Annotated in this window: 4 protein-coding genes; all 4 read right to left on the bottom strand. The window is 44.8% G+C overall.

The window, feature by feature from the left end; genetic code table 11:
* Positions 1-1,676 (bottom strand): RHS repeat-associated core domain-containing protein (locus tag AC07UV_RS25545; RefSeq protein WP_495185827.1); only part of this gene is annotated, 1,676 nt, incomplete at its 3' end.
* Positions 1,677-1,746: 70 nt separating this feature from the next.
* Positions 1,747-2,499: a GspE/PulE family protein gene (locus tag AC07UV_RS25550; protein ID WP_495185828.1), complete on the bottom strand. Its 753-nt coding sequence runs from the start codon at positions 2,497-2,499 to the stop codon at positions 1,747-1,749.
* Between the two features lie 42 nt (positions 2,500-2,541).
* Positions 2,542-3,045: a prepilin peptidase gene (locus AC07UV_RS25555; RefSeq protein ID WP_495185829.1), complete on the bottom strand. Its 504-nt coding sequence runs from the start codon at positions 3,043-3,045 to the stop codon at positions 2,542-2,544.
* A 1-nt stretch (position 3,046) separates the two neighbouring features.
* Positions 3,047-3,463 (bottom strand): type IV pilin protein, encoded by a 417-nt coding sequence (locus AC07UV_RS25560; RefSeq protein ID WP_495185830.1) that lies wholly within the window; start codon positions 3,461-3,463, stop codon positions 3,047-3,049.
* Between the last annotated feature and the right edge of the window lie 5 nt (positions 3,464-3,468).

Below are 3,468 nucleotides of genomic sequence, written 5' to 3' on the forward strand. Positions count from 1 at the left end.
TTAATCCACCCTGTGGATTCTCTTCCATCCGGGTCAATAAACATGATTGGATTATCAAATGCATAGTTATATGGCGAATGCCTTCTCATCTTCTCCGCCAGCGGATCCACGACGTTCCAACGTCCAATTTCTGCATCGTAATATCTCGCACCGTAATCGTACTGATCTCCAAGCTCGCCCTGGATCTCCTTGCCATTATAAAGATACTTATTATTTCCACCTGCCACAACCTTGCGCTTACCAAACGGATAATAATTGTCCCGCTGTACCACATCAACTGCCGTCGCACTGGCGCCACGTTTTAACGTTGCCCGTACATTACCAAGATGGTCCGTCAGGTTGTAATGGTACACGTAGTTTGTACCATTCCGCTGCGCATAGCCTGCAGAGTTATGAATAATATCAATAGCACCATTATTGTATTCAATACCACCTACATAATCTCTCGTTGTGGTGACAATACTGGTTGTACCGATCTTGGATATGGATATCTTTTGCAGCTTCTGCCCCGCAGCATTATATAAAAACGTTACATCCGTCCCGGCTTTCTTTGCTGTCTGCAGCAGGTTCAGGTAATTATACGTAAGAGCTATACCCATGCGGTCAGTCTTGGCATTGCCATTCACATCATAGGTATAAGTTCCCGTCAATCCTCCCGACAATCCAGTCAGCCTGTTGCCGACATAGGTATATGTGGTCGCTGTTAGCGCATCACGCTTCAGGGTCTTGATATTGCCCATGTCGTCGTAGGTCATTGTTTCGGCGATGCTCCCCGTTCCCGTCTGACCGTTCGTCCCGCTCAATAGACGGTTCAGCTTATCGTAGCTATAACTGAACGTATTGGGAAACGTTGCATCATCTCCCCACAGCTGCTGGCTGAATCTGGGGGAAATACTTTTGCTCAGCCAGCCGCGCTCATTGTAACTATACGTCGTCGTATTGACAAAGGCGGTTTCCGATCCGGATTTGCCAACAGCTGTACCTTTCAGCTGGCCGATCTCATTGTAGCTGTTGGAAGCCAATGTCACCTCCGCCTGTGCACCTATTTTTTCCTTGGTTGATATCAGCCGCCCCACATGGTCATAATTATTGGTTGTGACTATGGTTGTTGCTGTTCCAGTTTTAGACGTATGGACACGTGTACTGCTCAGCAGCTCCCCCGGAAAATTATAGGTGTTGGTCACATAGTCCTTCCCTTCAAGATGGTTCTGCGAGGCGGTCTGGATCACCCTACCGTAGTCATCGTAATACATCACCGTTAATAGCGGTGCTGTACCGTCGGTCCGGTATACTTTAGTACCCGTCTGTAGCGATTTTATCATCGTACTTTTGGTGACCGCACTCGCCGGAAGTGCCTCCGCTCCGATGAATGTATAGTCATCGTAGTAATTGACCACATGCGGCATAACGGTAATGCCAGTACCTGCCAGTGGAAACGTGGTCGCCAGAGCAGGATAGTCTGCTCCCGTGCGGGTCTCCCAAAGTGGGCCCGTCGCTGCATCGACAAGCGCACTCACGTCAGCACGTGTCAGCTTAGCTGTATTGGTGTAAAGCCCACTGGTGGTAACGCGGCTAAAAGCATCGTAACGGGTATACGTCCATTCCTTGCGGACACGTTGATTTGCATCCTGCGTGAGCACGACCTGGTCGTTCTTGTTATAAACAAGGTACTCCAAGCCCTTGCCGGGGATCTTCTTCTCGATGAGCCGGCGACGTCCGTCGTATTTATAGCTGTAGATATAACTGTCAAAATTGGGATCTGTAGCGAGTTCTGTAAAGTAAGAACCGTATTAGACCGAGCAGAATCCCATTAGGTTTCTTTACACCGTGAAGATAATTTTCGTAATCTTCTGTGGACATACCTAATTTATCCAATTGGATATTAGTCGCATTGTTATTAAGCAAACGCAATACAACTTTCTCGCCGTGGAGCGTGGGCAATACGGATACCCGTATATCAAATTGATCCTGATTTCGCCTGTAATGGATACGTCCATCCTGCGGCAGACGCTTCTCGGCAATATCAAGATTGGATATGATCTTGATTTTATTGATCAGCGCCGGATAGTCTTCTCTTTGTAGGACATAACGCTCTACCATCATCCCATCAATACGGACACGCACACGGCATCGGTTTTCATAAGTCTCAATATGGATATCACTGCTCTTCAGCTGTTTGGCCTCATAGATGAGATTATCCAAAAAATCGGCATTGAATATTAGATTCTTGACAGCTTCGTTGCCTTCACTTGATTTTTCGCCGAAATAGTATTTATTCAGCCATTCTTCTATTTCACCAGAAGGCACGGTTTCCAGTGCGATCTGCTCATCAAAAAGAATCGCCAGCTCATTCTGCAGCTCTGGCAGGTTATTGGCCTCATCAGAATAAAAGAAGATCTTACCTTCATACCGATCATAAGGGATAATACGGTAATGCCATGCGATATCTCTGGAAATCGAATGCAACGTCTCTGCTGAAAAATTAGTTGTTACCCCCACACAAATACGATGTTAATAATTGTATATACTTTTCTATCAATTTTAGGGCAACAGCTTTTGAAAGGCCTGTTCCCAAATTATACATCCCGTTCTTTCGACAATAAAGTACCCTATAAAAAGAAGGGCCTGGCAGCCAGCCAACGGTATTCCCTTATTAGGGTCACGCCAATTCTTTCGGATTAATGTCACGGGCAGCACCAGAAATAAACTGATTGCAAAAAACAGGAAAAAACTCAAAAAAGGCATGTATATGGTCAAACAACCTAAAAATGCGATATCTCCCCAACCAAGCTTTTGATCCATTACCTGCTCCCATCTACCCGTTTTGATCCGAAAGTAAACTAAGATCACTCCTAACTGAAAGATCAAAAACAAGATATTGGCCAGTATCTGAGGATACTTGTCCGCCCAGGATCCCGTTGAAATATTCAATCCCAATAACAGCAAGGCCAACATAATAAATAGTACCACATTTACAGCTCGCTGTTTAAAATCCTGGTAGGCAATCCATAACAGACATAGACAGATGGCGATATTCCACCACATCCTAATCTGCTGTTACTTCCTTTAAATTTTTATCCTGGTCTATTTCCCAGACATTGAAGGTACCATCCCCATCAAAATCGACAACAGCTGTCGCACGACCCAAAAATGTATTTTGATCAGCACGTACAACTTCGATTTTATAGTTGGCTTTACCGTCCTTTCCGTCAGTGCTCAGTTTTTCCTGAACGAAACCTATCTCATCCAGATTACCACTGTACTTGGACTTTTCAAAGAAATAGTTTTTTTGTAAAGTCTGTAAATGCTGGAGCTGTACTTTAGCTTCCGTACTTTTCGCCTTGGTAATCAACGGCATCAGGTTTGGCAATGCTAATAACACTAGGATACCAATAATCACCATGACGACCAAAATTTCGGTCAGGCTATAAGCTTTTAACCGCCTATTTAACAATCTTTTCATTACCC

The sequence above is a fragment of the Sphingobacterium sp. GW821-FHT03E03 genome, assembly GCF_059420745.1.

Bases quoted from the DNA above. Each gene is read 5' to 3' on its own strand.
- AC07UV_RS25560 (WP_495185830.1), bottom strand. From the start codon at position 3,463: ATGAAAAGATTGTTAAATAGGCGGTTAAAAGCTTATAGCCTGACCGAA.
- AC07UV_RS25555 (WP_495185829.1), bottom strand. From the start codon at position 3,045: ATGTGGTGGAATATCGCCATCTGTCTATGTCTGTTATGGATTGCCTAC.